Annotated in this window: 28 protein-coding genes; 16 read left to right on the top strand and 12 right to left on the bottom strand. The window is 45.4% G+C overall.

What is annotated here, in order from left to right; genetic code table 11:
- Positions 1 to 88 precede the first annotated feature (88 nt).
- From HGT70_RS13240 to HGT70_RS13220, 5 genes are all read right to left on the bottom strand, one after another.
- Positions 89 to 997: an EamA family transporter gene (locus HGT70_RS13240; protein ID WP_214196172.1), complete on the bottom strand. Its 909-nt coding sequence runs from the start codon at positions 995 to 997 to the stop codon at positions 89 to 91.
- Positions 998 to 1,057: 60 nt separating this feature from the next.
- On the bottom strand, positions 1,058 to 2,035 hold the full coding sequence (locus HGT70_RS13235; RefSeq protein WP_071433169.1) for an NAD(P)-dependent oxidoreductase: 978 nt from the start codon (positions 2,033 to 2,035) through the stop codon (positions 1,058 to 1,060).
- Positions 2,036 to 2,073: 38 nt separating this feature from the next.
- A complete protein-coding gene (locus HGT70_RS13230; protein WP_214196171.1) occupies positions 2,074 to 2,823 on the bottom strand; it encodes a sugar phosphate isomerase/epimerase in 750 nt (249 codons plus the stop codon).
- Positions 2,824 to 2,915: 92 nt separating this feature from the next.
- Positions 2,916 to 3,950 (bottom strand): LacI family DNA-binding transcriptional regulator, encoded by a 1,035-nt coding sequence (locus tag HGT70_RS13225; RefSeq protein WP_071433173.1) that lies wholly within the window; start codon positions 3,948 to 3,950, stop codon positions 2,916 to 2,918.
- A 75-nt stretch (positions 3,951 to 4,025) separates the two neighbouring features.
- Complete coding sequence (locus HGT70_RS13220) at positions 4,026 to 4,604, bottom strand: DNA-3-methyladenine glycosylase I (protein WP_071433175.1); 579 nt, start codon at positions 4,602 to 4,604, stop codon at positions 4,026 to 4,028.
- Between the two features lie 145 nt (positions 4,605 to 4,749).
- Here HGT70_RS13220 and dnaT point away from each other — a divergent pair, with 145 nt between their 5' ends.
- From dnaT to HGT70_RS13200, 4 genes are all read left to right on the top strand, one after another.
- A complete protein-coding gene (gene dnaT, locus HGT70_RS13215) occupies positions 4,750 to 5,286 on the top strand; it encodes a primosomal protein DnaT (protein ID WP_071433177.1) in 537 nt (178 codons plus the stop codon).
- Positions 5,286 to 6,026, top strand: coding sequence for a replicative helicase loader DnaC (dnaC, locus tag HGT70_RS13210; protein ID WP_071433179.1), 741 nt, complete (start codon positions 5,286 to 5,288; stop codon positions 6,024 to 6,026). Before dnaT ends, dnaC begins: the two co-directional genes overlap by 1 nt.
- 38 nt (positions 6,027 to 6,064) lie before the next feature.
- Positions 6,065 to 6,295, top strand: coding sequence for a tautomerase PptA (gene pptA, locus HGT70_RS13205; RefSeq protein ID WP_071433181.1), 231 nt, complete (start codon positions 6,065 to 6,067; stop codon positions 6,293 to 6,295).
- Positions 6,296 to 6,415: 120 nt separating this feature from the next.
- The gene (locus HGT70_RS13200; RefSeq protein WP_071433183.1) at positions 6,416 to 7,078 is read left to right on the top strand and encodes an epoxyqueuosine reductase QueH; all 663 of its coding nucleotides are present in this window, start codon (positions 6,416 to 6,418) and stop codon (positions 7,076 to 7,078) included.
- A gap of 65 nt (positions 7,079 to 7,143) precedes the next feature.
- Here the strand turns inward: HGT70_RS13200 and hemB are convergent, their stop codons facing one another.
- From hemB to HGT70_RS13180, 4 genes are all read right to left on the bottom strand, one after another.
- Positions 7,144 to 8,130, bottom strand: coding sequence for a porphobilinogen synthase (gene hemB / locus HGT70_RS13195; protein ID WP_071433185.1), 987 nt, complete (start codon positions 8,128 to 8,130; stop codon positions 7,144 to 7,146).
- Between the two features lie 103 nt (positions 8,131 to 8,233).
- Positions 8,234 to 9,739 (bottom strand): glycine betaine/L-proline transporter ProP, encoded by a 1,506-nt coding sequence (proP, locus tag HGT70_RS13190; protein WP_071433187.1) that lies wholly within the window; start codon positions 9,737 to 9,739, stop codon positions 8,234 to 8,236.
- 292 nt (positions 9,740 to 10,031) lie between these two features.
- Positions 10,032 to 10,586 carry a DcrB family lipoprotein gene (locus tag HGT70_RS13185; protein WP_071433189.1) on the bottom strand — a complete coding sequence of 185 codons (555 nt, stop codon included), beginning with the start codon at positions 10,584 to 10,586 and terminating at the stop codon, positions 10,032 to 10,034.
- Positions 10,587 to 10,686: 100 nt separating this feature from the next.
- A complete protein-coding gene (locus HGT70_RS13180) occupies positions 10,687 to 11,349 on the bottom strand; it encodes a 7-cyano-7-deazaguanine/7-aminomethyl-7-deazaguanine transporter (protein ID WP_071433191.1) in 663 nt (220 codons plus the stop codon).
- A gap of 199 nt (positions 11,350 to 11,548) precedes the next feature.
- Here HGT70_RS13180 and tusA point away from each other — a divergent pair, with 199 nt between their 5' ends.
- Complete coding sequence (tusA, locus tag HGT70_RS13175) at positions 11,549 to 11,794, top strand: sulfurtransferase TusA (protein ID WP_071433193.1); 246 nt, start codon at positions 11,549 to 11,551, stop codon at positions 11,792 to 11,794.
- 417 nt (positions 11,795 to 12,211) lie between these two features.
- On the top strand, positions 12,212 to 12,508 hold the full coding sequence (locus HGT70_RS13170; RefSeq protein WP_071433195.1) for a DUF5862 family protein: 297 nt from the start codon (positions 12,212 to 12,214) through the stop codon (positions 12,506 to 12,508).
- Positions 12,509 to 12,546: 38 nt separating this feature from the next.
- Here HGT70_RS13170 and HGT70_RS13165 read toward each other — a convergent pair whose 3' ends face one another.
- Positions 12,547 to 12,816: a DUF1145 family protein gene (locus tag HGT70_RS13165; protein ID WP_071433197.1), complete on the bottom strand. Its 270-nt coding sequence runs from the start codon at positions 12,814 to 12,816 to the stop codon at positions 12,547 to 12,549.
- 15 nt (positions 12,817 to 12,831) lie between these two features.
- Positions 12,832 to 13,407, bottom strand: a complete 576-nt coding sequence (gene rsmD, locus HGT70_RS13160) for a 16S rRNA (guanine(966)-N(2))-methyltransferase (RefSeq protein ID WP_214196170.1) — start codon at positions 13,405 to 13,407, stop codon at positions 12,832 to 12,834.
- 223 nt (positions 13,408 to 13,630) lie between these two features.
- On the opposite strand from rsmD, the gene ftsY reads away from it, so the two are divergent.
- The 9 genes from ftsY to ugpQ all read left to right on the top strand — a co-directional run bounded on the left by ftsY (position 13,631) and on the right by ugpQ (position 22,867).
- On the top strand, positions 13,631 to 15,037 hold the full coding sequence (ftsY, locus tag HGT70_RS13155; RefSeq protein WP_214196169.1) for a signal recognition particle-docking protein FtsY: 1,407 nt from the start codon (positions 13,631 to 13,633) through the stop codon (positions 15,035 to 15,037).
- A gap of 4 nt (positions 15,038 to 15,041) precedes the next feature.
- Positions 15,042 to 15,704 (top strand): cell division ATP-binding protein FtsE, encoded by a 663-nt coding sequence (gene ftsE, locus HGT70_RS13150; protein WP_071433203.1) that lies wholly within the window; start codon positions 15,042 to 15,044, stop codon positions 15,702 to 15,704.
- Positions 15,701 to 16,699, top strand: a complete 999-nt coding sequence (ftsX, locus tag HGT70_RS13145) for a permease-like cell division protein FtsX (RefSeq protein WP_071433205.1) — start codon at positions 15,701 to 15,703, stop codon at positions 16,697 to 16,699. Before ftsE ends, ftsX begins: the two co-directional genes overlap by 4 nt.
- A 225-nt stretch (positions 16,700 to 16,924) precedes the next feature.
- Positions 16,925 to 17,782 (top strand): RNA polymerase sigma factor RpoH, encoded by an 858-nt coding sequence (rpoH, locus tag HGT70_RS13140; protein ID WP_071433207.1) that lies wholly within the window; start codon positions 16,925 to 16,927, stop codon positions 17,780 to 17,782.
- A gap of 166 nt (positions 17,783 to 17,948) precedes the next feature.
- Positions 17,949 to 19,265 carry a sn-glycerol-3-phosphate ABC transporter substrate-binding protein UgpB gene (gene ugpB / locus HGT70_RS13135; protein WP_214196168.1) on the top strand — a complete coding sequence of 439 codons (1,317 nt, stop codon included), beginning with the start codon at positions 17,949 to 17,951 and terminating at the stop codon, positions 19,263 to 19,265.
- A 44-nt stretch (positions 19,266 to 19,309) separates the two neighbouring features.
- On the top strand, positions 19,310 to 20,200 hold the full coding sequence (gene ugpA / locus HGT70_RS13130; RefSeq protein WP_071435189.1) for a sn-glycerol-3-phosphate ABC transporter permease UgpA: 891 nt from the start codon (positions 19,310 to 19,312) through the stop codon (positions 20,198 to 20,200).
- Complete coding sequence (ugpE, locus tag HGT70_RS13125; RefSeq protein ID WP_071433211.1) at positions 20,197 to 21,042, top strand: sn-glycerol-3-phosphate ABC transporter permease UgpE; 846 nt, start codon at positions 20,197 to 20,199, stop codon at positions 21,040 to 21,042. Before ugpA ends, ugpE begins: the two co-directional genes overlap by 4 nt.
- Before the next feature lie 3 nt (positions 21,043 to 21,045).
- A complete protein-coding gene (locus tag HGT70_RS13120; RefSeq protein WP_071433213.1) occupies positions 21,046 to 22,128 on the top strand; it encodes a sn-glycerol-3-phosphate import ATP-binding protein UgpC in 1,083 nt (360 codons plus the stop codon).
- Positions 22,121 to 22,867 (top strand): glycerophosphodiester phosphodiesterase, encoded by a 747-nt coding sequence (gene ugpQ, locus HGT70_RS13115; RefSeq protein ID WP_214196167.1) that lies wholly within the window; start codon positions 22,121 to 22,123, stop codon positions 22,865 to 22,867. Before HGT70_RS13120 ends, ugpQ begins: the two co-directional genes overlap by 8 nt.
- Here the strand turns inward: ugpQ and HGT70_RS13110 are convergent.
- Positions 22,864 to 23,112: a hypothetical protein gene (locus HGT70_RS13110; protein ID WP_214196166.1), complete on the bottom strand. Its 249-nt coding sequence runs from the start codon at positions 23,110 to 23,112 to the stop codon at positions 22,864 to 22,866. The genes ugpQ and HGT70_RS13110 overlap by 4 nt on opposite strands.
- A 249-nt stretch (positions 23,113 to 23,361) precedes the next feature.
- Here HGT70_RS13110 and HGT70_RS13105 point away from each other — a divergent pair, with 249 nt between their 5' ends.
- Entirely contained in the window at positions 23,362 to 24,057 is a 696-nt protein-coding gene (locus HGT70_RS13105) for a pirin family protein (protein ID WP_071433219.1), read from the top strand.
- Positions 24,058 to 24,089 lie beyond the last annotated feature (32 nt).

The following is a 24,089-nucleotide window of genomic DNA, read 5'->3' as shown; positions in this document are numbered from 1 at the left end:
AAACTGTGACGTGGGTTACCAATAATACCAAGGTGTAGGTCGTTGGTTAACCCCCCCCCCCACAACTAGGGTATCTTTAATATCCGCCTCACCGCTTAGCAAAACGTAAGTAACTGATCAACCGCGGAGCAAAGCTATTTATTACCAGGCCAAAAATAATCAGCACTACCGAGAGAATTTGCGGGTAGGAAAGACTTTCGTCTAAGAAAAAGGTAGCAGAAAGTAGGCCCACAACCGGAACGAGTAACGTGAGTGGTGCGACGGTGGGAGTGGGATATTTACCCAACAAGCTTCCCCAGATTGCATAACCGACAACCGTACAGAGGATGGCTAAGTAAAATATTATTAATATATCAACGCCATTGATATGCTCAAGGCTGTGCCAGATGGCTTCTTTACCATCAATGATCCAAGCGCAGGCAAAAAACGGCAGGATCGGAATAAAAGCACTCCAGACTACCAATCTCAAGGGTTCGACCCGATAACGTTGCAGGATGATTTTATTAACAATATTCCCTATCCCCCAGCTCAGTGCAGCTCCTAGAGTCAGTAATAGTGTAAAAAGTGACATGTCCGAGGGGTGCGTAGAGGAGATGCTTGTTTGCGCTAAGCAAAGCATTCCGACTATAGCAATTAGTAGCCCTAAAATATGGTGGGGCTGTATTTTTTCGCCTAAACAGAGCGCACCGAAGAGTAGGGTAAAAAAAGCTTGGGATTGTAAGAGGAGTGAGGCTAAGCCAGCGGGCATGCCAAGCTTCAATGCCAGAAAAAGTAGAGAAAACTGCAGGAAACTAATACTCATTCCATAAGCGGCCAGCAAATGCAAAGGTACTTTTGGTCTAGCGATCACTAGGCAAGCAGGAAAGGCGACAAAGGTAAAACGGAGTCCAGCAAGTAAGAACGGGGAGAAATTATGTAATCCTATTTTGATGACGACAAAATTTATTCCCCAAATAAGGATCACGAGTAATGCCAGCCCAGTATCTCTAATCGACATCGTCGTCCTTAGCCCGCTAACCGGACAGAGGGCACCTAACGATGCCCAGTGACTATAAAATTATGCCTGCAATGCTTCAGGGTTAATAATATTTTCGGTCAATTTACCTTGTAAACCTAAGATTAGATTTTCGACGCCATCGCGCTTCATTGCATAGCGGGTCTCGTGTGTTGCTGAGCCGATATGAGGTAGCGTTACAACATTGGGCAGGGTCGTTAGCGCTGAACTTGCTACCAGCGGTTCTTTCTCGAAAACATCTAAGCCGGCACCATAGATTTTCTTAGCCTTCAGTGCAGCGATAAGTGCTTCCTCGTCGACCACCGGTCCACGGCCAGCATTAATTAAAATGGCACTCTCTTTCATTTGATCGAATTGTGCATGGCTGATTAAGTGATGCGTTTCATCGGTTAATGGCAGTACGACACAGACGAAATCAGCTGTCGCTAATAACTCGTCAACGCTCGCATAGTGAGCATTAACCTCTTGCTCAGCGTTACGGTGTGGCTTACGCGCGTTGTAAACAATATCCATTCCAAAACCATGGTGCGCACGCTTCGCTAGCGCCAGTCCGATACGGCCCATCCCGATGATCCCCATTTTTTTATGATGGACATCAATCGCTAATGGTAGTTTTTCCGGTGCTGCATCCCATCCGCCAGTTTTGACCCATTGATCCATTGCGGGAATATTTCGTGCCGCACATAAGACGAGGGCCATCATTGCATCGGCAACCGTTTCGGTAAGGGCTCCCGGGGTGTTTGTTAAAATAGCTTTATGTTTCGATAACGCATCGACGTCATAGGAGTCGTAGCCTGCGGAAACCGTGGAGCATACTTTTAACGCTGGCATCCGTTTAAGAAGCGCTTCGTTGACTTTGCCCCCTGAACCAACCAAACCTTCTGCACGTAGGAAGGCTTCTGGGTATTGATCGACGGTTGCTTGATCCAGGTTATCCACCTCGACAACATCAAAGTGTTCTGTGAGTTTGCTAACGAGGTCGTCAGGGAGTGGCATAAACTGAATAATAGTGGGTTTCATTCGAACCTCTCAAAAAGGATATTTATAAATTAAGCACTTCATGCAGCACGAAGTAGCCCTACGTAATAGTGGACAATACTCGATAAATCATCGCCTTCTAGCGGGAACTCAATTCCTAACGGTACGCCTGCAGGCATCATAGTAAGTAGCGTTCGCCACTCACCGTCTGACTGATCTAAGCTGACGGCCTGCCAACGGGAGTCTGTCCTGTGCGCGGCCTTAACGTGGCAGTAAGAGACAACATCAGCGAGTAACTCTGCGGCAGCAAGGGGGGATTCATCGACCCATAGCCAATTAGCCATATCAAATGTCATCCCCTGCACGGGCGCTAGGGGATATGAGTGACTAAAAAAATCCCACATAGGTTGTATCTTACCGGTAGGTGTTTGATCATTTTCGATAAGTAATGGCACGGTACAAGAAGAAAGCTGCGCGGCGAGCTGCTGCCTTGAGCACTGACCTGCGCCGGCGCCTAAGGCGAATTTAATTGCCCGTGCATTGAGTAATGAGGCTTCATGTTGGAACTGAGCTAGGCGTGGATTGATGACCCCCGCTGCGGTGAATAGGTATTCTGGGACAGAGTAATAAGCGAATAGATTGTGCTCATCGATCTGCTGCTGCAGTATGCCTAGTTCTTCGTTGACGTCTAATGATAATAGCTCTCGACGTATCTCAATACCATCCGCCCCTGATTGCGCAATGATCGGAATAAGGTTTTGTTGCCCCCCAGCTTGGCGAACAAACTCAGCGCCGAAGGCGGCGGTGACCACAATAATTTTCCTTTCCATGACTACCTCTCATTGCACATCATGCTATAGAATAAATGGTATCGGTTCCATAAGGAAGAGAGAAAACACGAAAATGCTCACATTATCAAGAATTACTGTTTGCTTGACAGTGCTTGGCTTGATGGGCGGATGATTAGTCGACCTTCAAAGCGAGTTTCTTGTGCAGGATTTTCACTGTGCTTAAGTCTAGTTAAGATGTTTTGAAACGCACTGTAACCAATTTGATGGGTCGGTTGTTGTAACGTTGTAATACCGCAGCCTGCGATAGAAGACCAATTCATTTCGTCGAAGCTGGCCAAGCCAATATCTTGTCCCCAGACCAATTTCAACGCATGCAATACTTTGGTTACTAGTAACATCAATGCACCATTCGCCGTAATGATGGCGGAAGGCTGGTGGCCGTGGCGGGCAACAAAGTCAGTAATCGTTGCTTGTAAAAGCTCAGGGTTATCCAGTGCCACTTCGGCATGCTCTGCCGTTAACGACTCATCCTGAGTGACAACGCTGAGGTATCCATCTAAACGTTCTTTTCGTGTATTCACCTGTGCAACGGGTTCACTGATAAAGAGTAGCGAGCGATACTGGTTATCAATAAGATGCTGGGTGAGCTCGATCGAGCCTTGAAAATTATCTAGGCCCACGACGTCGTAATCGTAGTTACTGACTTTTCTATCGATAAGCGTAAGAGGTATTGAAGCAGGTTGAATACAATCGAATGCAGTTTCCTGCATGTTCGCCGCATTAACAATGATTCCTTCGACTTGATAGCTACTGAGTAACTGGAGATAGTGTTGTTCAAGATGCGGTTTGTTATTAGTGTTACACATCAAGAGCGTAAAACCATTATCTCGGCAGGCTGTCTCTATTCCACCCATGACCTCTATCGAATAAGGATTGGTAATATCAGCAATTAATAGGCCGATTAATTTGGTTCGACCGTGTTTCAAACTACGGGCCATCTGGCTTGGACTGTAATTAAGATCGCTGATTGCCTGTTTAATACGACTCTTTAAATCATCAGAAAGCAATTGATGCTCACCATTGAGGTAGCGCGATACGCTCGTTTTACCGGTACTAGCCGCTTTAGCAACATCACTAATTGTTGCTCGTGTTGACTTGGTGCTCATCAAATCTCCCAATGCATTATAATTATTTATTAAATATACCAAGGCTTGCGCTATATTGCGCCCTAAAATTATCGGTTAGCCTAGGCTTTTATTTGTCTCTAAATATTTAAAACAGTTCACTTGATGATCAATAATGAGCCCACAAGCTTGCATATAAGCATGGCATATAATTGGCCCCACGAATTTAAAGCCTCTCTTTTTCAGTTCTTTAGACAGTGACTCTGATTGCGGACTCCTCACAGGGGCTTGCCGATAATCGGTATAGGACTGATGGAGAGGGTGGTGGGAAACAGTTTGCCAGATAACATTAACGAACTCCTCACCTTGTGCTTCCATTGCCAGCAATGCCTGTGCATTGTTAATGATTGCATTAATTTTTAATTTATTACGAATTAGCTCAGGGGACTGTAATAACATACCGACTGTTTCCGCGCTAATTTCCGCCACTTTCTCTGGTATGAACTGATAGAAGGCGCGGCGGTAGGCGTCACGCTTTTTCAAAACAGTGATCCAGGATAGGCCAGCTTGTTGTCCCTCTAAGCAGAGCATCTCGAAAAGCCGCTGGCGATCGAAACAAGGTACACCCCATTCTTCATCGTGGTAAGCGAGGTAATCGGGATCGTTGGTGACCCATCCACAGCGAGATTTCGTCATCGTTTACTCCTGTTTAATTAATAGTCATCAGGAAAAGCACAGGTTTGCGCGATCAGTCGTAGTAAAGTTGATACACTATAGCGGTTAAGCGCAGGTAATGTCCTTCGTGAAATCAGCCGTAAAAAACTAAGGTACGAGTCATCACATGTCGGTAAAGATTTTGTCATCATCAATCATAGGGTTAGAGCAGTTCTTTCAAGACTCCGCTACGGCTATAGCGCAAGCGGAGTCTGAAACTGTTACGGTATTTGATAATAATCAACCTATTTTCTATGCCTTATCGTCGGCTCGCCTTAGTCAATTATTGGCGGCTGAAGCACAACTGCAAAACCAGAGCGCTATTTCATTAGAAGCCGAGTTTTTCGACGAGCCCGTTGCGAAAATAAAGGTTCCTGCGGGAAAATTTGCGCTATATGCTGGATGGCAACCTGATACCGATTTTTTACGTCAAGCGGCCCTTTGGGGAATAGCGCTCGGCGAACCTGTGACAGACGAAGAATTAGCGGCATTTATTGCTTATTGGCAAGCGGAAGGTCGTATTTTTCATCAAGTGCAATGGCAACAAAAGCTTGCTCGTCATTTACAGCTTAGTCGTGGTAGCCCACAATCGACGTCTAAACGTGATATCACCCAAGTAGCAGTGCCGGACCACAACATCCCGAATGGTTTTAGAGGTGAATAATGAAAACACCTGAAAATTTATTTGTTAGGCTGAAAAAATTCATGCCAGAAGGCATCACCCCAAAATTTACCGAAGGTAAGGACCTGCTCGCGTGGAACCAAGAACAAGGGCGGCTAAGGTCTGAGGCGATTGTACGTGAAAATCGTGCGATGAAAATGCAACGCATCATGGGACGTTCAGGGATTAGAGAACTCCATTTGAATTGTTCATTTGATAATTACCGCGTCGAAAGCGAAGGGCAGCGTAAGGCGCTGGTTGCGGCACGAGAATATGCGGATCAGTTCGGCCAAAGTATCGCCAGCTTCGTCTTTTCAGGGCGCCCAGGAACTGGAAAAAACCATCTTGCGGCAGCTATCGGTAATTGCCTCATATTACAGGGGAAAAGCGTTCTGATTATGACCGTTGCTGATGTCATGTCGACGATGAAAGGAACCTTTAGCGGCGGTAGCACTATGACGGAAGAGCGTTTATTGCACGATTTAAGTACCGTTGATCTTCTGGTCATCGATGAAATCGGAATGCAAACTGAATCGCGCTATGAAAAAGTTATTATTAATCAAATCGTCGATCGTCGGTCTTCGTCAAAACGGCCTACCGGAATGTTATCCAATTTGAACCATGAGGGGATGAATTCCTTACTCGGTGAGCGGGTGATGGATCGTATGCGCCTCGGCAACAGCTTATGGGTAAGATTTGATTGGGAAAGCTATCGCGATCGCGTTATGGGTAATGAGTACTAATATTAACGAGAGTTCCCCCTGATCAATGAGGAGTAATTGTGCCACACGTTGATATAAAAAGTTTTCCTCGCGAGTTTACAGAGGAAGAGAAACAAGCGTTAGCTGATGAAATTACAGAAGTCATTGTGAGACGATTCGGCTCGAAAACAGATTCGGTAAGCGTTTCGTTACGGCATATCTCTCCCGAACAGTGGGGATCTGCGGTTTACGAGCCTGAAATCATCGGCCAACAAGCGTACTTGATTAAAAAACCGGGTTACTCGATGTAGCCTTTTTTTCCCAGCATATCGCAGGTGATAAAACGCGGTATCAAGTCACCCCATGGGTGACGTCTATCTACGCCTCGTTCTTGAGGCGTCATTGTGATGAGATTTATTTGGAAGATGAGTATGTCTGACTCTTTAGAGCGTAAAGCAATACCCTTACCTGGGGGACACAATAAAGTTCTACTGCACTCTTGTTGTGCGCCATGTTCAGGTGAAGTGATGGAAGCAATGTTAGCCTCGGGTATTGAATACACGATTTTTTTCTATAATCCCAACATCCATCCTTTAAAAGAGTATGAGTTACGTAAGGAAGAGAATATTCGTTTCGCTGAGAAATTCGGTATTCCTTTCATTGACGCCGACTACGACCGAGATAACTGGTTTGAACGCGCTAAGGGAATGGAGTGGGAGCCGGAGCGCGGTGAACGCTGCACGATGTGTTTTGATATGCGTTTTGAGCGTACGGCACTGTATGCGCATGAAAATGGCTTTCCGGTGATAACCTCGTGTCTTGGCATCTCGCGTTGGAAAAACATGGAGCAGATTAACGATTGCGGCGTTAGAGCAGCCTCACGCTATCCCGATATGATGTACTGGGAATTTAACTGGCGCAAGGGCGGTGGCTCGAAGCGGATGATTGATATCAGTAAACGCGAACGTTTTTATCAGCAAGAATATTGTGGTTGTATCTATTCGCTACGCGATACCAATCGTCACCGTGTCGCAACGGGGCGTGAACGTATTCAAATCGGTGTACAATATTACGAGGCAGACAGTAAAGAATAATAGAGGTGACCTAAGACACCTCTGGCTGACTTTAGCAGCCGTCATTGATTGACGGCTAATAATCGTTAAGGGGTCAGGATCTTCTTCTCAGCAAGTTCCAGGGCAAAGTAGGAGAGGATGGTGTCTGCTCCCGCCCGCTTAATCGCGCCCAAGCTTTCGAGTACGACATTGGTTTCATCAATAGCCCCGGCCTGTGCAGCAAACTTAATCATCGCGTATTCACCGCTTACTTGGTAGGCTGCCAATGGCAAGTCACTGCGTTCGCGGATATCGCGAATAATGTCTAAGTAAGCCCCTGCCGGTTTAACCATCAGTACGTCTGCACCTTCTGCTTCGTCGAGTAACGATTCGCGAATCGCCTCGCGACGGTTCATAGGGTTCATTTGATAAGTCTTGCGATCACCCTTCAAAGCCGTCCCCGCAGCTTCGCGAAAAGGACCGTAGTAGGACGAGGCAAATTTTGTTGAATAAGCCATGATCGGCGTATTTTCAAAACCCGCTTGGTCGAGGGCGTGACGAATTGCTTTAATTTGTCCATCCATCGCCGCAGATGGTGCGATAAAGTCTGCGCCAGCTCGCGCTGCTGCTACGGCTTGTTTACCGAGATTAACGAGCGTTTTATCGTTATGCACTTCACCATTTGCACAGAGAATACCGCAGTGACCATGTGAGGTATATTCGCAAAAACAGGTATCCGACATCACAATCATTTCAGGAACAGCATCTTTACAAATACGAGACATTCTTGAGACCAAACCATTCTCTGCCCAAGAATCACTTCCTGTCTCATCAAGATGATGGGAAATCCCGAACGTCATCACAGATCGAATACCTGCTTTAGCGAATCGTTCTATTTCGAAGGCCAGTCGTTTTTCAGGAATGCGGACAACTCCAGGCATCGCATTAATCGGCTGATAGTCTTCTGCGCCCTCTTCAACGAAGATCGGCAGGATAAGATCATTTAAGCTTAATGATTGCTCTTGAAAGAGTTCACGCATCGACGCAGTTTTACGAAGTCTTCGTGGACGGTTGGGCAGAATAAATTCAGACATGGGCACTCTCGTAAAAATTGTGGAAAGAGAAAGCTTACGCTTTCAGGGAGGGGAGAACATTACCTTGCGTGCCGAAATACCCCCCGGAGGGGGTATTTTTTTATTACTCTTTAATATCGGGATGTTGGTCAACCAAGCGGCTACGTTTTTGTTCTAGACGTTGGATCTCTTCATCAATATCTTCGATTTTTTGGCCAATGCCATCGTGATGCTCTTGTAAAATCTCACGCGCTTCATTTAAATCAGATGCTGCAGGTGTGGCACCACTCAGCGGTTTATTAGCGGTCTCTTTCATGAAGATACCCGTGATCAGTCCAATAATTGCGACGACCATCAAGTAATACGCTGGCATAAAGAGATTGTTTGAAGCTTCGACCAACCAAGCAATAATGGTTGGTGTCAGGCCGGCAATTAATATAGAAATATTGAATGCACTAGCTAAAGCACTATAGCGAATATTGGTCGGGAACATTGCCGGTAGCGATGATGCCATGACACCCGTAAAGCAGTTCAATACGACGGCCAAGATTAGCAGCCCGGCGAAAATCAGCCCCAGAATATTACTGGTAATTAACATGAAGGCTGGGATAGCGGTAAAGAACAATGCGATACTGCCTACGATAACAAAGGGGCGACGTCCGAATCTATCGCTAAGCATCCCCATGATTGGTTGGATAAATAGCATACCAATCATAATAGCGATAATAATCAATACTCCGTGATCTTCCGAATAATGAAGATTATGGGAGAGGTAGCTTGGCATATAGGTCAACAGCATGTAATAGGTAACGTTAGTGGCGATCACTAGACCTATACAAGATAACAAGCTTTTCCAATGTTTGGTGGCAATGTCTTTAAAAGAGACCTTTGGACCGTTTTGTAGGCCTTCACGGTCACCTTGTTCTAACTTATCGACATGTTGCTGGAATGCCGGAGTCTCTTCGAGAGCGTGGCGTAGGTAAAGACCGATCATTCCGAGGGGTAACGCTAAGAAGAACGGTAAACGCCAACCCCATTCCATAAAGCGAGCTTCGCCAATAATAGCTGAGATCAGTACAACAACCCCCGCACCGAAGACGAAGCCAACGATCGAACCAAAATCTAACCAGCTCCCCATGAAACCACGTTTACGGTCAGGAGAATACTCTGCAACAAAAATAGATGCGCCAGTATATTCACCCCCGACGGAGAAGCCTTGTGCCATCTTAGCGATGAGGAGCAGTATTGGCGCCCAGATACCTATTGAAGCATAAGAAGGGATCAAGCCGATACAGAAGGTACTGATCGACATAATGACGATAGTAATAGAAAGAATTTTTTGGCGGCCATATTTGTCGCCCAGCATACCGAAAAAGAGCCCACCTAAAGGACGAATTAAGAAGGGAACGGAGAAGGTCGCTAGCGCAGCAATCATCTGAATACCAGGCGTAGCAGAAGGGAAGAAAATCTTACCTAATGCATAAGCCACAAAACCATAAACTCCGAAATCAAACCACTCCATTGCATTTCCCAATGAAGCAGCAGTAATAGCTTTACGTAAACGGGCATCGTCTATGATGGTGACATCATTAATACCGATGGGTTTAATACGCTTCCTACGTAATTTCATAAATTTACCTATACAGTGACGGAAATTTGCTAAGTGGTCTTTGAAAATTTGTGCCGGTGGGCACTAAAATTATACGAAATATTGTTAGTTTTTCATCTATCAGTAACTATCAATTATCAGCTCAAATACACGATTAAGCGGCTAAGTATACTGTATCTATGTGATAGAAGTCACATTCGGTTCATTTTCTGAACAAAGTCTACTGTTCTTACTGAGGTAAGGAGGGCGTAAAGTGTGTTCCGGTGATAGGGGAGATATAAGGCCGTTTGCAGCGCATACGGCCTTATGGGGACTAATGAATAACGATTGATTGAACAATCTCAGAGGCAATACTTTGCGACTGCGACTGATTATCAGCCGGAAGCGAAATCTGTAGAGTAATAAGCTGGTTGTTTAGCTTAGCAAGGACTACTGTAGACCAGTTACTATGATTATTCGTCGATACGACGCTGTCCAATTGCTGGCCTTGAGTATGGCCTAGCATTATCGACTTATCGGCAACGACTTGGAGTTGAGGATCACGATTTCGTTGCTGATCTTGCAGCTTTTGCGAGAGCTGCGACAGTGACAGTTGCGTTTCATCACCAATAATCACGATCACTGCTTGTTGTCCATTGCCATTAGCATAGACGTGCATATTGTTAGACTCAGTTCCGAGTTTACCGGTTTGATCGCTCATGTCTTGTGGCAGGCTAAAGGTTAACTTTCCATCAAGTAATGAGATGTTCTGCTGCTGACGTTGAGCAGCGCTTTGCTGATCTTGTTTAGGGTCTTCTTTCTTCTGATCACAGGCTGTCAAACCTAATACAACTAAGAATATCCCTAAGTATTGTGTGATATATCGCATAGTAGTCCGTTCCTTACAATGTGTGTCGTAATCAAAGCGGTAAGAGTACGTTGCTGCAAACTATATTGTATTTCATTTCTCTTTTATACAGCCTAACATTTTAGGGGTTAAAAGAGTGAACCTGCCGCGGGCTAAGTAAACGCTTGATAATAGTGTTTAAGAGTACACCATAAACAGGAATAAAAAAGACGAGGCAGATCAAAACCTTGTAACTATAGTCAACGACAGCGATTTCTTGCCAATGTGTAGCCATAAAAGCGTCGCTACTATTAAAAAAGGCGATCGAGAAAAACGCTAAAGTGTCGCTGAGGTTACCAAAGAACATTGCAGCAACCGGGGCAAGCCACCATTGTCTAGCCTGTCGAAGGCGATTAAAAACGAAGATATCCAGGAACTGCCCTAACATGTAGGCACAGAAACTGGCTAGAGCGATCCGCATGACTACAGTATTAGCCGTCGTCAAAGCCTGGAACCCTTGCCAAGTGGCTTGATAAAACAGACTTGATATGATGAAAGAGAGCACAAGCGCTGGAAGCATCGCATAAAATATAACCCTCCGCGCTACCATCGCTCCAAAAATACGCACAGTAAGATCGGTGGCTAAAAATATAAAAGGAAAGCTGAAGGCTCCCCATGTTGTCGTAAACCCGAAGATACTGACTGGGAGCTGCACCAGATAATTACTGGAAGTGATGATTAGAAGATGGAAAATAGCCAAGGGTAACAGCAGGTTTTTCCGCTGCTTATCATTTAAGTGATACATTATGCGCCTTTTTAGTGTAATGGGGTGAGGGAACCCAAACGGCTTACTCTTATTCAAGAGCAAGGTAACGGGCTGCATCTTACCGATATAGGACAATTATGCAAATCGTGATTGACCTAGAATTTGCCACGGCGGCTAAAATTGTGTGCATCCGTACGGCGGAGTACACTGCATCTATTTTCAAAGTACGAGACGTTGTATGAACATTAAAACCGACGATTACGATCACTTGTTAGATACTCAAGGCTTACGTTGTCCAGAACCGGTAATGCTGGTAAGAAAAATGGTACGTAGTATGGATGAGGGGCAGGTTGTCAAAATTATTGCCGACGATCCCGCGACTAAGCGTGATATTCCAGGATTTTGTGAATTTATGGAACATACCTTAATTACCGCACACACTACGGAGACGCCTTACACTTTCTTTGTAAGAAAAGGCGCCTAGGGTAGCCCTATGAATTATTGAAAATTGACTCTGTCTATTTTCAATAATGGCTATTTTATAGCTAATATTATTTTTTATTCATATTTGAGAATAATATGACATCCCACAATTACGCTTTTCCTTCCAGAGATAATCAATTAAAGATAAATTAGACAGAAATTTACCATTAGTAAATCAAACGCCTTTCTTAGGTGTTGTTCTTTTTTTTTAGTTTTTAAGTAGTATTCCCTTTTATTTGAAGTGTCAAAATACTTGTCAAATAATTATTTAATTAATGAGTTTTTAACTTATTGAATTGTACCTGATTCAGTATAGAGTTAGCGTACAACGTCAATAACGTTGTGACCTCTATGCATAGATTCTTTTTTTGAAGTTTATAATTTTATCCAATATTGTAGCTTATTAAGGAGTTAATGTATGAAAGAAATTTCACAAAATGATTTGGTTAAAGTATCGGGTGCAGGTGGTTTAATCGATGGTGACTTCACTGGCGCCTTTTGGGGATCTATTGTCGGTGCTATTGATGGGTTCGGTACCGGCGCCGCAGTAGGTGGTAAGTATGGTGGCGCGGGTGGTTGGCTCGTTGGAGGCATTGCGCAGTTGGTCGGCCTAACTGCTTCGGCAGTCGGTGCTGGAATTGGAGGATTTCTGTATGGAGGGATATTAGGCTACGATAAAGCGATGCCTTATATTGCATCATATCGCGAAATGTAAGTAAAAAACTAAAAGAGAGGGAGACCTCTCTTTTAGTTTTACTGTTTAGGGAAATTTTTCTTTTGCCAAGAGAGTAATTCGAAAACACCAAAAATAAATATTCTTATCTGGTCCTTTCTCGATAGCTTAGGCGCAGATCCCATTTGAGTAGATTTTAATAACACTAATTGTAATCCATGCATGACGACCATGAAAATAAGAGCGACATCTATAAAGTATTTTAAAGGTTTGGTTGCAGGATGAATTAAATTAAGTAATAAAACAGCCCAAATAAATAACATTACAGCTCGGCCAGCATTAATTAACATAGCAATCTCCCTTGGTTACTGGCGATGGTAAAGACGGTAGCAAACTTGGCCAGCGGCTTTCTCTCGATACAAGGTCCAGTTGTTCGGGACTTTCGGCGTCCCTTGCTCGACTTCATTCTCGGTATAAATCACTGCGTCATCAGCTAACCACTGTTGAGTTTCCAATAATTCTATCGTGTGTTCTAAAAGACCCCGTCGGAAAGGGGGATCAATAAAGACGATATTGAACGGAGCACTAGGTGTCGATTGAGCAAGGAATTGCAGAGTATCTGTGCGATGTAGGGTTAAATTCTTTGTTTTAAGCACTTGTATATTTTGCTCAAGTTGCCGAGCAACATGTGCATCTTTCTCTAGTAAAGTAACTTCTGCTGCGTAGCGCGATAGCGCCTCGATACCTAAAGCCCCACTCCCTGCATAACAATCCAAGCAATTGGCCTCGGGGAGCCATGGCGCCAACCAATTAAACAAGGTCTCACGGACACGATCGGTAGTAGGCCTTAGTCCTTCGCTGTTAAGCACAGACAATTTACGGCCGCGCCATTGCCCGCCAATAATCCGTATTTGCCCAATTTTTCCTGCCGATTTGCTCATAGTTTATACTTACATTGGTTTATTACTAAATTTTACTGCTTACCGCCGAATAAACGCAGAATCGGAACTGTGATGCAGTACGTGTTAAATGGTAGAATAAACCATTATCCCATTAGTGTCGCAGTATGGCAGTAGTTTATTACTGAGTGATACAAATAATTTTCAGTGGCATCTGTTCCAGACAAGCGTTCTGGGCGGCCTTGGCAAGGAGCATTGTCTAACAATGGCAAAAGAAAAAAAACGTGGCTTTTTTTCCTGGTTAGGTTTTGGTAAAGACGAAGAAAAACAGCCTGCTGAGGACGATATCCAAGCAGTAGAGCCGGAACAGGTTGCCTCGTCTCATGAGGAGGCGGCTCAGCACCAGCAAGAGGAGCGCGCGCCACAAACCGAGTTAGACCAAGAATATGCAGCTCAGCAACAGACATCTCCTGAGACATCTCCTGCAGCAGAAATATCTGCTGAAAATGTCGAAGAGCAGTCTATTGTTGACAGTGAGCGTAGCGAGGCTTCCTCTCTTCCTACAGAGCCAGAGCCAGAGCCAGAGCCAGAGCCAGAGCTGACCGCTAACATCCCCCAACCTCTGCAAGATATTGAAGAGATTGATAAGAGCGACGTGCTAGGTACTGCTACGCCTGAGCCTCAGAATAATCTGGAAGATGTTAGCGAATTAGCGGCTATCACCCCACCTAAAGAGCAGGAAAGACCGACTAAGGCAGGCTTCTTCGCTCGACTTAAACAGAGTTTAGTCAGAACCCGCCAGAACCTAGGTAGCGGATTCGTAGGGCTATTTCGTGGCAAAAAAATTGACGACGATTTATTCGAAGAGCTTGAAGAACAATTACTTATCGCTGATGTAGGTATGGATACCACGCAGAAAATTATTCGCTCTTTAACGGCACAAGCCAACCGCAAACAGCTAAAAGATGCCGAAGCGTTGTATAGCATTCTGAAGGATGAGATGGCTGCTATCTTGCATAAGGTTGAGCAACCATTGTCTGTTGAAGGGAAAAATCCATTTGTTATTCTAATGGTTGGCGTCAATGGTGTCGGTAAAACGACAACAATTGGTAAGTTGGCTAAGCAGTACCAGTCTGAAGGGAAATCAGTCATGTTAGCGGCAGGGGATACGTTTCGTGCAGCGGCGGTTGAACAATTACAGGTATGGGGCGAGCGTAATAATATTCCCGTGATTGCACAGCATACGGGCGCTGATTCTGCATCCGTAATATTTGATGCCATTCAGGCGGCAAAATCCCGTGGCGTGGATATACTGATTGCTGACACCGCTGGACGTTTGCAGAATAAATCACACTTAATGGAAGAGTTGAAAAAAATTACGCGTGTGATGAGTCGTCTAGACGAAGATGCGCCACACGAGGTGATGCTAACACTGGATGCCAGCACCGGACAGAATGCCATCAGCCAAGCTAAATTATTTAATGAAGCAGTGGGCTTGACGGGAATTAGCTTAACTAAACTGGACGGTACGGCGAAAGGCGGCGTGATTTTTAGTATTGCTGACCAATTTGGTATTCCGATTCGCTACATTGGTGTAGGCGAAGGGATTGATGACTTACGGCCATTCCAGGCTGAAGATTTTATAGAGGCGCTATTCGCCCGAGAGGAATAACGGAATGATTCGCTTTGAAGAGGTCAGTAAAGCTTATTTAGGAGGGCGTCAGGCCCTTCAGGGCGTGGATTTTCATTTACGCCAAGGAGAAATGGCATTTCTAACCGGGCATTCTGGTGCGGGTAAAAGTACATTACTAAAGCTAATTTGCGGTATTGAAAGACCGAGCGCCGGGCAAATCTGGTTTAGCGGGCATAACATCACTCGCCTTAAAAACAGTGAAATTCCGTTCTTACGTCGTCAAATCGGTATGATCTTTCAAGATCACCATCTATTAATGGATCGTACCGTCTATGACAACATCGCGATCCCCCTCATTATTTCTGGGGCCAGTGAAGAAGATATTCGGCGGCGTGTCTCCGCAGCACTGGATAAAGTGGGGCTGCTTGATAAAGCGAGGAATTTCCCAATTCAACTTTCAGGCGGTGAGCAACAGCGTGTAGGGATAGCGCGAGCAGTGGTTAACAAACCCGCCTTACTGCTTGCGGATGAACCTACGGGTAACTTAGATCATGCGCTTTCAGAAGATATCCTTCGCTTATTTGAAGAATTTAACCGGGTCGGTGTGACGGTATTGATGGCGACGCACGACATCTCCCTCATTGAACGGCGTAACTACAACGTAATGAATCTCAACCAAGGTCGGTTATACAGGGGCGAGGAATGAAAGCGGTTAATAAATTGAATAAGCGCCTGAAAAAACCGGGAGCACCGAGACAGAAGAAAGTTTCTAAGCAACGCGCATTACGTGGCGGATGGCAAGAACAATTACACTATGCATGGCGAGGAATGCTGTCGGATATGCTGCGCCAGCCCCTAGCTACGCTTCTGACGGTGACCGTTATCGCTATTTCATTAACATTACCGAGCGTGTGCTACATTGTGTGGAAGAACGTTGACCAGGCCGCCAAACAATGGTACCCGGCACCACAATTAACGGTTTATCTCTCTAAAACTTTAGATGACAACGCTGCCGAAAACGTGACGCAGCAGCTTAAACAGCTGGAAGGCGTGCAGCACGTTGACTACCTTTCTCGCGAAGAAAGCTTAAGCGAGTTCCGTAATTGGTCCGGCTTCGGTGGCGCGATGGATATGCTTGAGCAAAATCCGCTCCCGGCAGTGGCGGTTGTCACCCCAAAATTAGATTTCCAGAATACTGACACGATGAATACCTTGCGCGACCGAATTACCAAAATAAATGGTATCGACGAAGTCCGCATGGATGACAGCTGGTTCGCTCGGCTCTCTGCGTTAACAGGGTTGGCCGGGCATGTCGCACTGATGATAGGTATGCTCATGGTCGTTGCCGTATTCCTTGTGATTGGCAATAGCGTACGATTGAGCATTTTCTCACGTCGCGACACAATCAATGTCCAAAAATTAATTGGTGCAACGGATGGGTTTATCCTGAGGCCCTTTGTGTACGGAGGGGCCATGCTTGGACTCGCTGGCGCATTTCTATCATTGATTTTCTCTGAGATATTGGTATTTCGCCTAGAGTCTGTCGTCTCACATGTGGCATCGGTATTCAGTGCCTCGTTCGATCTGTCAGGTTTTTCTTGGGACGAAGCATTATTGTTGTTATTAGTCTCCGCGATGATCGGTTGGGTTGCTGCTTGGTTAGCGACAGTTCAGCATTTACGTCGTTTTACACCGGATTAATGCATCGCAATATTTTTTGCTATAGTATTATTTGATATCTGGCCGACTCTGTCGGCATACCAAGGAAAGGCGCTAGAATAAATTACCCACAACAATAATTGAACCTGTGGATAAGTTTGTGTTCTAATCCAATAGCACTTGTTGCTTGTGATAACACTACAACGCTAGCGTAAGGTAATAAGTCTGTTTTAGGGACGAACAGCACAACTAATTGAGAGGGTTTGAATGACCAACGAAATGCAAGCTTTAGCTATTGCTCCTTTAGGTAACCTCGATGCTTACATCCGAGCTGCCAATGGCTGCCCGATGCTGTCGGCCGAAGAGGAAAAAGCATTAGCAGAACGGCTGCATTACCAGTCTGATCTGGATGCAGCGAAAAAGCTGATCCTGTCACATCTGCGGTTTGTGGTTCACGTTGCTCGTAACTATTCAGGTTATGGCTTACCTCAGGCCGATCTTATTCAGGAAGGTAACATAGGCTTGATGAAAGCCGTTCGCCGCTTTAATCCTGAAGTCGGGGTAAGGCTAGTATCCTTTGCCGTTCACTGGATCAAGGCTGAAATACATGAGTACGTCCTACGTAACTGGCGAATCGTTAAGGTTGCGACAACCAAGGCACAGCGTAAGTTATTCTTCAATTTGCGTAAAACTAAGCAACGCTTAGGATGGTTTAATCAAGACGAAGTTGAAATGGTCGCACGCGAGTTGGGCGTGAGCAGTAAAGATGTACGCGAGATGGAATCCCGCATGTCTGCTCAGGATATGGCCTTTGATCTAACGTCTGACGACGATAACGCAGAAGGTAAATCCCTGGTTCCGGCTCTTTATCTTCAAGATAAAACGTCAGACTTTGCCGATGGTATCGAAGAAGATAACTGGGACTCGCACGCAGCGGACAAACTCACTGATGCTATGATGACCCTTGACGAGCGTAGCCAAAACATCATTCGTGCTCGCTGGTTGGATGATGATAACAAAATCACCCTGCAGGAACTGGCTGACCAATATGGTGTCTCAGCCGAGCGCGTTCGTCAGCTTGAAAAGAACGCGATGAAAAAATTACGTGTCGCCATCGAGGCGTAATTAAGCCTGTAGTGATAAAAGGAGATGCTAAGTCATCTCCTTTTTTTATGTCTCAATAATACCTGTCACGAAACTGTCATTAATCTGTTCTATTTCTGTCTTTTTTTACTGTCATGGTAATGACCAATATTTGTAATCATTTAATGCATCTTATTGGGATATTACTATGTTACGCACCTCTCTACACCGCTCCTTACTGGGGCTTTGTCTTGTAACGCTCAGCTCTTATGCATCAGATCCAGTGGACATTCCTTTCTGGCACTCAATGGAAGGCGAACTTGGCACTGAGGTGAATAGCTTAGCGCAGCGGTTTAATCAGACACACAGCCAGTACCATATTTCCCCGGTCTACAAAGGCGATTATTCGCAGAGTCTTGCTTCCGGTATTGCTGCTATTCGTGCGGGGCATCCTCCCGCACTGTTGCAGGTTTACGAGGTGGGCACGGCAACGATGATGGCCTCACATGCTATCGTTCCTGCATGGCAATTATTTGGACAGACGAAGACACCTGTAGATGAGAAGCAATTCGTTCCTGCTATCCTCAGTTATTATTCGGATGCAAAAACTGGCCACATGATTGCAGAACCCTTCAATAGCTCAACCCCGGTTTTATATTTCAACAAAGATGCGTTTAAGCATGCTGGACTCGATCCAAATAAGGCACCCACTACTTGGCAAGAACTCGAGACAGACGCGATAGCGCTTAAAAAAGCAGGGCAAACCTGTAGCTACAGTAGCGGGTGGCAGGGATGGATTCAGTTGGAAGAATTCAGTGCGTGGAATGGCCTACCGGTCGCAACGGCCAACAATGGTTTCGATAGTACAGATGCGCGGCTACTTTTTAACGGTCCCTTGCAGGTGCAACATATTGAGCAACTAGCACGTATGAAAAACGCCGGAACCTTTAGCTATTTAGGGCGTACGGATGAGCCGACAAAGGCGTTTTACTCCGGAGAGTGCGCAATGATCACCGCCTCTTCAGGCTCGTTAGCCGATATTAAACATTCTGCTAAATTCGACTACGGGGTTGCACCGATGCCTTATCAACAGGGAGCTAAAGACGCGCCACAAAATGCGATGATCGGTGGTGCTAGCTTGTGGGTATTGAAAGGTCAGACACCAGAAGCTTATCAAGGTGTTGCTGAGTTTCTCCGTTTCCTCGCGCAGCCAGACATTGCTGCCGAATGGCATCAGAAAACCGGCTATCTCCCTATCACTACAGCGGCTTATCAGCAGACGAAAGACGCAGGTTTTTATAGCAAAAATCCAGGTGCGCAAACGGCTATTAAGCAGATGCTTAATAAAGACCCCTTGCCCTACACCAAAGGACTACGGTTAGGCAATATGCCGCAAATTCGAACCATCGTCGACGAGGAACTGGAATCGGTGTGGACGGGTAAAAAGACCGCTAAAGAGGCTCTTGATAGTGCAGTTGAGCGCGGTAACCAGCAACTACAACGCTTTCATCAACAAGTTAAATAATGATTGGAGAGGGTGACCTCTCCGACTATTTAAGAGATTACGCCATGGCTACATCCCCTGCTACGACCTTTAAAGCATCGTTTCTTCCTTACTTATTTATTGCACCGCAGTTGCTTATCACTTTTATCTTTTTCCTATGGCCGGCCGCTCAAGCTCTCTGGTCGTCGCTTCAAACAAGCGATCCCTTCGGATTTTCGAGTCAGTTTAGTGGTTGGCTGAATTTTCAAAATTTATTCACAGATAGTTATTATCTTGAATCGTTTAAAACTACGTTTATTTTTAGCGGATTAGTCGCGGGAGGGGGGCTGACTATTGCGTTAGTGTTAGCCGCATTAGTCAATCACGTTATCCGCGGGAAAAAATGTTACCAAACACTCTTTTTACTACCTTATGCCGTTGCCCCAGCCATCGCGGGGGTAATGTGGCTTTTTCTCTTTAGCCCCGGTCCCGGTATCGTAAGCCATTGGCTAGTGCTGCATGGATACCATTGGAATAGCGCTCAGAATAGCCATCAGGCTTTATTTCTTGTCGTCGTTGCGTCAGTGTGGCAGCAAATTAGTTATAACTTCCTTTTTTTCTACGCTGCATTGCAATCTATTCCACGTTCTCTGATCGAGGCTGCTGCCTTAGATGGGGCAGGACCGATTCGTCGCTTTATACATATCGCTTTACCCTTAATGACCCCAGTCTCATTTTTTTTATTAGTCGTTAATATCATCTACGCCTTCTTCGATACCTTCCCGGTTATTGACGCCATTACACAAGGTGGGCCAGTTCAAGCGACGACGACGTTGATTTATAAAATTTACCGTGAAGGTTTTACTGGGTTAGACCTGGGATCCTCTGCAGCACAATCAGTCATTCTGATGGCGATCGTTATTTTACTGACGATTGTCCAATTTAGGTTTATTGATCGCAAGGTACGTTATCAATGATAGAACAACATCGTAAATTGACAGCGCTCAGTCATCTTATTCTCTGGGGCGCTGGCTTTATCATTCTGTTTCCTCTTTACATCGTATTTGTTGCGGCCACGCTTAATGATCAACAGGCTGCACAGATGCCCTTCCCTTTACTTCCAAGCCGACACTTTATTGAAAATATTCATTTACTCCTCATTCACGGTGTCGGCGGGCAAAATATACCGCTTTCCAAATTACTCTTTAATAGCTTATTGATGGCACTGGGGATTACGCTCGGAAAAATCACGATTTCGACCCTTTCAGCTTTCGCACTGGTCTGGTTTAGATTTCCGCTACGCAACCTCTGTTTCTGGTTAATTTTTATTACTCTGATGTTGCCGGTTGAAGTTCGTATCTTTCCTACTGTGAGTATCGTGAGCCAGCTAGGCATGGATAATAATTTTGCAGGGCTTATCTTACCGATGTTGGCGTCGGCTACGGCGACGTTTTTATTAAGGCAGTATTTTATGTCTTTACCTCAGGAACTCATGGAGGCCGCGCGTATTGATGGCGCCAGCCCTTGGCAATTCTTTATACATATCGTCCTACCACTTTCCAAAACACCATTAGCTGCGCTGTTCGTGATTATCTTTATTTTTGGTTGGAATCAATATCTGTGGCCGCTGGTCATTACGAGCGATAGTCACGTTGCCACCGCTGTCGCAGCAATTCGCGGCATGATCAGTAGTGGGGACGGTATTTCACATTGGAATCAGGTCATGACCGCAGTGTTTTTAACTCTACTACCGCCTCTTATTGTTGTCTTAGTGATGCAGCGTGCATTTGTTCAAGGATTAATCGAGAGTGAGAAATAATTAATGGCAAGTGTACAACTTCAAGCATTAACTAAGAGTTACGATGGAAAAAATCAAATTATTAAACCGCTCAATATCACGATCCATCAGGGTGAATTCGTGGTGATAGTGGGGCCTTCTGGATGTGGTAAATCGACACTATTACGAATGGTTGCTGGGCTAGAGGCTGCGACGAGTGGAGATATTTGGATCGATGAACAGTGTGTGACGAATAAAGAACCAAAAGACCGGCAAGTGGCGATGGTTTTTCAAAACTACGCGTTATACCCTCACATGACTGTGGAACAGAACATGGGATATGGGCTTAAAATTGCAGGGATTGCGAAAACAGATATCCAGCAACGGGTAATAACTGTTGCAAAAAGTCTAGAGCTCGATCTCTTGCTCTCCCGCTATCCTCGTGAATTATCCGGAGGCCAACGGCAACGTGTGGCAATGGGGAGAGCGATAATTCGTGAGCCTGCGGTCTTTCTCTTTGATGAGCCCTTATCTAACCTTGATGCGCGCTTGCGGGGACAGATGAGGCTAGAGCTTCAGCGCCTCCACCATCGTTTGAAAATCACCAGCCTATACGTCACGCATGATCAAGTCGAGGCAATGACTTTAGCCGACCGCGTGTTAGTCATGAATAAAGGGGTGGTTGAACAATTTGGGTCGCCTACAGAGATTTACCAGCGCCCACAGTCCACTTTTGTCGCCAGCTTCTTAGGGGCGCCCGCAATGAATTTATTGCCAGCGGAGCTAAGCCCTAATGGTCGACATTGGGTAGTTGCAAAGCGTTATGCTATTCCAGTAGCGACGGAGGTCACAAAACAGCTGACGTCAACGGTGACTCTGGGTATACGCCCTGAACATATTCACGTTGAACCCATGACCCCATCAAGTAATGGCTTGATCGTGGAGGTGGAAGCGATTGAAATGCTCGGAGCAGATAACATCATCCATGGTAAAATAGGGACGCAATCACTGGTCGTGCGCGTCGCCCAGTCGCTATGCCCGGAGGTCGGCGATTTATTAAGTATGACGCTACCCGTCCAGTTTCTTCATTATTTTGATTCACTTTCAGGACAGCGCTTAGATGACTAATGAAATATGGCCTTACCCAAAAATAATTGCTCATCGCGGAGGAGGTAATCTAGCGCCGGAAAATACGTTAACGGCAATCGACTGTGGACATCGCTATGGCCATAAGATGATCGAAGTGGATGCAAAACTCTCCGCCGACCAGCAAGTGTTTCTATTACACGATGACACACTCGAACGTACTACCAACGTAGAGGGGATCGCAGGAGATATACCATGGGCCGGGCTACAGAGCGCGGATGCTGGAGCATGGTTTGCGGAGTCATTTTCCGGAGAAAAATTGCCACTTCTTGCAGAAGTTGCTGAACGTTGTCGGCGCTACAAAATGATGGCAAACATTGAAATTAAGCCGACGGCTGGCGTTGAAGATCTTACCGGTCGCTTAGTCGCGCGCGCGGCTGCAGAATATTGGCAAGGCCTACCAAATCCCTTATTGTCATCATTTTCTCGAATATCCCTGAAGGCTGCGCAGTTAGAGCAACCACAGCTACCCCGTGGATACCTCATGCACGAGTGGCAGGATGATTGGCTATCTGCCACTCGCGAGCTTGGGTGCGTCGCACTTCATCTTAATTATCGCTTACTTACCCAAGCACGTATCGAACAGATTAAACAGGCCGGGCTTCGTATTTTAGCTTACACCGTCAATGATCCGGTTACCGCTCGTCAGTTACTAGGCCAAGGTGTCGATATGTTGTGCACTGACCGTATAGACCTTATCGGCGCAGATTTTGCTCGCTAAGGTTGAGCTCTTTCTACTCTACGTAGCATCTGTTGCTGGTGTTGCTGATTACTTTGCTGAAGCTGCTGAGCACTATTCTGTTGTTCGAGGTGTAACTGTTGCTGATGTAGCTGCTGCTGTGTCGACATCTCATTTTGTAAACGCTGTTGTGTTGATGACTGGCCTAAAGTCGGGTTACTCGTGGGATAAGCGGCAAAAGCTGCAATGGAATTGAGGACGATTAATATTGCGATCAGATTTTTCATTAGAAACCTCATTTATTTTTAATAACGCTATTGCAAATGATAATTATTGCGATTAACATTCATCTTGTTCCGGTGAGACTGACATCTTCCGGAACACGACATTGCTCACATTGCTTCCAGTATTTAGCCAGCCGCGTGCTGGCTTTTTTTTTACTATCGTTCATATAATTTGAACAGAGCGGTGAAGTTTTTCAGCTATTTTTTTCCCCAGGAACTCTTCAAACTATAGAAAAAATTGAGGAGGTTTCCATGATTTATATCCGTAAAGCACAAGAACGCGGCCACGCACATCACGGTTGGCTGGATAGCTGGCATACATTTTCATTTGCCGAGTATTACGATCCTAATTTTATGGGGTTTTCTGCATTGCGTGTCATCAATGAAGACACTATCGCACCAGGCAAAGGATTTGGTACGCATCCTCATCAAAACATGGAAATTCTGACTTACGTGCTCTCTGGCGTCGTTGAGCACCAGGATAGTATGGGTAATAAGGAACAGATTCCTGCAGGGGAGTTCCAGATCATGAGTGCTGGTACAGGAGTTCGCCATTCTGAATATAATCCTGATAACCAACAGGCGCTTCATCTGTACCAAATATGGATCATGCCTAATGAACAGAATGTGACTCCCCGTTATGAGCAACGTAAGTTTGCTGACCAGCCCGGGCGTCACTATATACTTACTCCTGATGAGAGAGAGGGATCACTAAAAGTTTATCAGGATATGACGCTTTCCCGCTGGATATTCGCGGCGGGAGAAGAGGGGAAACTCTCTTTTACTGCGAATCGTAAAGTCTGGATCCAAGTGGTAAAAGGTAATGTGGTGATTAACGACCAAATACTTGAGACCAGTGATGCTGCGGCTATCTGGGATGAGCAAGACATTATCATCACGGCTGAGCAGCAGACAGAAATTCTTATTTTTGACCTACCACCCGTTTAAAAATATAAGGTAGTAATGTGAGACGGCTTCCA

Origin of the sequence: Rosenbergiella collisarenosi (assembly GCF_018494085.1) — a bacterium.
In the GTDB taxonomy this organism is placed as follows: Bacteria; Pseudomonadota; Gammaproteobacteria; order Enterobacterales; family Enterobacteriaceae; genus Rosenbergiella; species Rosenbergiella collisarenosi.
Note: the sequence above shows the minus strand (reverse complement) of the source record. Positions and strands in the feature narration are given on the sequence as shown.